This is a genomic window from Azohydromonas australica DSM 1124 (genome assembly GCF_000430725.1).
Taxonomy (GTDB): domain Bacteria; phylum Pseudomonadota; class Gammaproteobacteria; order Burkholderiales; family Burkholderiaceae_C; genus Azohydromonas; species Azohydromonas australica.
This window is the reverse complement of record NZ_AUMO01000146.1, coordinates 1-5,106: the sequence shown is the minus strand read 5'-3', so window position 1 is coordinate 5,106 and position 5,106 is coordinate 1. Positions and strand designations below refer to the sequence as shown.

Sequence of the window (5,106 nt, the reverse complement as noted above, 5' to 3'; positions counted from 1 at the left end):
CCGGCAGCTGTGGAACGCGCGCGTTGATCCGCGCCGGCGCACCTACGCCGCCGGCATCTACACCCACTTGCGCGACCGCTGGGGCAGCGTCTACGACCAGCCCATCGTGCTCAACGAGCGCCAGGCAGGCGTCGCCATCGAGGGCGTCGAGCAGTACAACCGCACCGAGGACCGCATCCGGCTCTCGCTGCTGGCGGTAGACACTCACGGCTATGTGGTTATCTAGACAGCCCTGCCACGTGTCCCGGGCCGTTCCAGTTCTTCTCACAGGCAGCCCAGCCACGCGGCCCGCATTGTTTTGGTCCTTTTTCAGGTAGCTCGACGCGCAATTTGTGCGCGACGCCGCAGCGCCTAAATTTGGCTCAGCGAGCAGGCCCGCACTTCGGATATCGGTGGACCTCGCCCCGGCGTCAGCAGGTTTGCGCCCAAAGGAGAGCAACCATGAGCGTTCGTCACCTCGATCGCAGTGCCACCGCCGCATGTGCTCAACTGCTGGACGCCAAAGGGAATGTCGTTGCCGTGGTGGATGCCTTCTTACGCCACCTCGCTGCGTGCGATTACTCGCCCAATACGCAGATCGCCTATGCCCATGACCTCGACCATCTGTGGCACTTCTTCGCCGCCAGACGCTGCGGATGGAAGAGCTTCAAGACGAAGCACGCAATCGAGTTCCTTGAGTATTTGCGCACGACAACCACAAGCAGCTGCGTGCAGCGTCTCGTCCCAGCATCGGTAGTGGTCGATGACGGAAGGCCCTCTGTGCGCCTTGCCGGGTCAACCATCAATCGCATCTTCGCCGCGGTGTCGTCGTTCTACGACTTCGCGATCATGAGCGACGAGTACAAAGGCGACAACCCGATCAGGACGGCGTCCGAGCGAGCATCGCAACGCGTTCCTGACTACCGTCGCATGGTCGCCGATGATGCGCGTCGCTATCCGCCTGTGCACCGGCGCATCGCAGTGAAGACCATACAGCGTCTGCCGCGCCCGATGACCGACGGGCAGGTCGACGCCTTGTTTGCCGCACTACGGTCGAAAAGGGACCGGGCCCTGCTAGGTCTCATGCTTGATGGCGGCTTGCGTCCTGGAGAGGCGCTTGGTCTGCATCTCGATGACGTGAGCTACGGACGACGCCGGGTTGCGATCCGGACCCGAAATGATCATCCCAAGGGCGCTCGCTCGAAGTCACGGTTCGAGCGGATGGTTGACCTTCTGGAAGCAAGAACGCTCTTGGCAGTCAGCGACTACGTGATGACGGAGCGTCCTTCGGATAGTCCGAGTCCATTCGTGTTCCTGGTCGGCGGCAACGGTGCACATCGACTGGAACCTCTGGGGTACCAGGCCCTGGCCAAGCTGTTTGCTCGTGCTTGCGAGCGCGCACATATCCGCGTGGCCTGGCTGACCCCACACAGCTTGCGGCATACCCATGCGACACGGATGTGGGATGCCGGCATGCGTGAGTTGACCTTGCAGCGCCGCCTCGGTCATGCCTGCCCGGAATCAACGAGGATGTACACGAGGATCTCGGACCGCGCCGTTGTCGATGACTATCGGCGTGCCATGGGTCTGAAAGCGGAACACGGCGCGTCGCTGCCCAATGGGAAGTAGCGCTATGGCTGCGACAGCCAAGCTCAAGACCACGGAGGCGAATCTCCAGCAAACATCAGGTTTGCATGCTCAACATTGCCCGCAAGAAGAGTATGAAGCGCTCATCGAACAGTTTGGTCTAGCCGACCATGGCTACCAGCGAAAGGTGGCGGCACGCCGCTTCGTGTCGAGGTGGCCCGATTTGATGGACTGGATGAAGGCCCCGCTTGCAAGGCGTGCCTCCGTGCGACAGACCAGTGTGTGGCAAGCCCCAGATGCACGGCTGTCGCAGAAGGCCTTGGGGTACCTGATGTACCTCGGGATTCGTGGCTATGCCAAGTTCGACTATCCGTGGCTTCTTGTTGCCAGACCGTTGTTCCTCCCAAAGCTCACGTGGCGTCTGGATGTCGACCTGGGAATCGAACAGCTCAAGGCAGAAGCCGTACGGCTTGGCTTCAGCCGCATATCGGTTGACGTGATTGTGCGCTGGGCCGTGACGCGTCTTGCCCTCCACACAGGCGTTATGGACGCCAGGCACCTCACGGGCGACCAGCTCGAGGAGTTCAGGATCGCCGTGCAGAGCTTCCTGCACCGCTCTGACGTACTTGACCTTGTGCCTTGTCCGCCGGAGACGTTCGACAAGTTCAAGATGGAATGGCCCATGCGTGTCAACCAGTTGGGCTTGCTCCTGTTCCACCGGGGACAGATCGACGCAGAACCGCGCAAGAAGATGGTCAGTATCAAGGTCCGTGAGCCCACACCGCCGAAGATGCAGGCCATCGTCGATCGTTGGCTGGCAGTGAGGCGCACCACGGATCGGCCAGACGGGCCAAAACACTTCGACGTGGCGCTCTACCGGTTCATGGTCTGGCTGGGACGCAATCGACCCCAGATCAAAACCTTTACCAAGGTACGGCGCGACGACGTGTTGGCCTACATCGAGGCGCTGGCGCACCAGCCCACTCCCCGTACAGGACAGCCACTGGCCGCCCTTGGGCGCCGTGCCCACATCACGGCACTGGGGCAGTTCTTCAGCAACACCGCTGCATGGGGTTGGCGAGGCGTGCCGGGGTTCCCGCTGCTGGGGTTTGGTGACTGCCCTCGCATGCCCATGCGCGTGCCTCGCTTCATCCCCACAGACGAGCTCGCGCGCCTCATGGCTGCGGTGGCGCACCTGCAATGCCCATACCAGCGCACCGCGTTGCTGATCGCTCGGTGGACAGGCGCTCGCAAGGGCGAAATCCAGCGGTTAGCCGTCAACGATCTTGATCAATACCCAGATGGCACCCCACGGCTTCGACTTCCACCGGGCAAGACCTATAAGGAGCGGATTGTGCCCTTGCATCATGAAGCCGCCGATGCCCTGAAGGACCTGATAGCGCGGCGCGAAGTGGGTGCGGAGCGGCCACTTCGTGACCAGCTCACGGGCGTGCCCACGCGGTACGTCTTCATGGATCATGGCCGGCTTCTCTCCTGCGCATACCTGTTCCAGGTGGCGCTTGCCATCGCATGCCGGGAAGCCGGCCTGCTGGATGCTCAAGGCCGTCCCACGATCAGTGCGCACCGCTTCCGCCACACCGTAGGTACCCAGCTGGCTGAGAGAGGTGCCAAGCTGCACACGATCATGAGCGTGCTCGGACATAGCAGCGCCTCGATGTCCATGATCTACGCCCGGATCAGCGACAAGGAAGTACTTCGGGACTACCAGTCCGTGCTGTCTCCAGGTGCCGTCATTGCTGGACCCGGCGCTGATCTCCTGCGCAGCGGAGCCCTGCAAAAGAGCGCTGTCCATTGGCTCAAGTGCAACTTCTTCAAAACCGAGCTGGAGTTGGGACACTGCCTTCGCCTGCCCGAGGAGGGTCCATGCGAGTGTGATCTGTACCTGACCTGCGCCAAGTTCGTGACCACGCCTGCCTACGTTCCCCGGCTGAAGGAACGGCTCAAGCTCGAGAAGGTGCTGGCCAAGGACGCTGTTGACCGCGGATGGCCGAACGAGCAGCGTCGACATCTCGCAGTCGCTGCGCGGATTGAGCAACTTCTGTGCGATCTCGACACTGGGTCAACAAGCCGGCGCGGCCGCCGGCCCCGACCTGACAAGCCATGAAGAATGAAATTCTTGACTTGTCCACATAATCACTTCCATCGGAATGAGCTTGTCGAAGCTATTGGGGTTTGATTTGTGCCCGCGCCTGCGTGACCTGTCGCTCAGGAAACTATTTCTTCCCAAGCCGTTTTCGATTCCCGAGGAACTTGAGCGCGTGACAGACAGAAGGGTGTCGCTGCGCGCCATCGACCGTGGGTGGGATGGACTCCTGCGCTTGGCCGCGTCCATCCGCACTGGCCGGGTGTCGGCGGCGCTGGCGCTGCAGCGTTTCGGCTCCGCAGCGCGGGGTGATCCGGTCCACCGTGCGGCCGACCACTTGGGGAGGTTGCTACGCTCGATCTACCTGTGCGACTACCTGGCTGTGGAGGACTTCCGGCGGGAGATCCACACGCTGCTGGACCGTGGTGAATCCGTCCACCAGTTGCAGCGCGCCGTCTACAGCGGAAAGGTGGCAACCGAGCGCGGCCGGCGCCAAGACGAGATGCAAACGATCTCCGGGTCACATGCCCTGTTGACGAATATCGTGCTGGCCTGGAATACGGGCAAGATGCACGAGACCGTCGAGCGGCTGCGCCGCAGCGGCGTGCGCATCGAGGACGACTGGCTGCGCCGCATGGGTCCTGCCCACTTCGGCCACATCAACTTCCGCGGCACGATGCGCTTTGGCATTGAGCGCTTCACCGAATCGCTGATCGACGACAACGCCGGCTCGGCGCGCCAGTTACGGCTAGTCTGAGCGGCTGGTAGACCGACCGCTGCACTTGCAACTTCATGCAGTAAGCCTGTTCACCTTCGGATCCACGCCACCACGGTGTCCCCAAAAAGGACAAGGGTGTGCGCAGCACTGCCAAGCGGTTGTCGCTGTACGCCACACAACGCTTTTCGCACGCGCCTTTGCCACGCCGCCAGACACCATTCTTGATGAGATGACTACTGAAGCGAAGGTGATGCGCTACCGATTTCAGTGGACCATTCTCTTGGACTGGCAAGTTGAAATGCCATCTTGCACAGAACCGTTTCGCCTGCACCCGGTGCCAAGGAAAAGACCGGCGGCAGATCAGACGAGGGCAAATGCCTTTTCATTGCCGGCGATCGTTCAGGATGCCGGGCATCTCGTTCAGCGGCCGTCCTGCTGTAGCGCAAGCCGAGGCACTTTGCCGCGCCCTCGCGCCAAGCAGCATGCCAGTCCCACTCCTCTTGGGTGCCGGCAGCATATGGACAGCGGTCAAGAAGCTGCTGACCGGCAAGGAAGCCTGCTTCCCAAGCTTTCCCATCAATGCACTGTATTTGCTTGTGCGGCGACATCTCACCTACACCCGTATGGGTTCCTGAAAGATTTGTGGTGGAGCTGGTGTTGAAAACGCCTGCGTTCACTCCACGGCCTTGACCATGTCCTCCACGACCTTCTTGGCGTC

Annotated in this window: 3 protein-coding genes and 2 pseudogenes; 4 read left to right on the top strand and 1 reads right to left on the bottom strand. The window is 61.6% G+C overall.

What is annotated here, in order from left to right; all coding sequences use genetic code 11:
• The 4 genes and pseudogenes from H537_RS0118725 to H537_RS44140 form a co-directional block, all read left to right on the top strand.
• Positions 1–214: pseudogene (locus tag H537_RS0118725) on the top strand (Tn3 family transposase); the annotation flags it as partial.
• A gap of 227 nt (positions 215–441) precedes the next feature.
• Positions 442–1,608, top strand: coding sequence for a tyrosine-type recombinase/integrase (locus H537_RS44150; protein ID WP_051242969.1), 1,167 nt, complete (start codon positions 442–444; stop codon positions 1,606–1,608).
• Between the two features lie 4 nt (positions 1,609–1,612).
• The gene (locus H537_RS51345; protein ID WP_238446726.1) at positions 1,613–3,691 is read left to right on the top strand and encodes a tyrosine-type recombinase/integrase; all 2,079 of its coding nucleotides are present in this window, start codon (positions 1,613–1,615) and stop codon (positions 3,689–3,691) included.
• Positions 3,692–3,713: 22 nt separating this feature from the next.
• Positions 3,714–4,427 (top strand): annotated as a pseudogene (locus H537_RS44140) (Tn3 family transposase); the annotation flags it as partial.
• Between the two features lie 194 nt (positions 4,428–4,621).
• Here H537_RS44140 and H537_RS55045 read toward each other — a convergent pair.
• The coding region (locus H537_RS55045; RefSeq protein WP_211235034.1) for a hypothetical protein at positions 4,622–5,106 on the bottom strand (485 nt) is incomplete at its 5' end.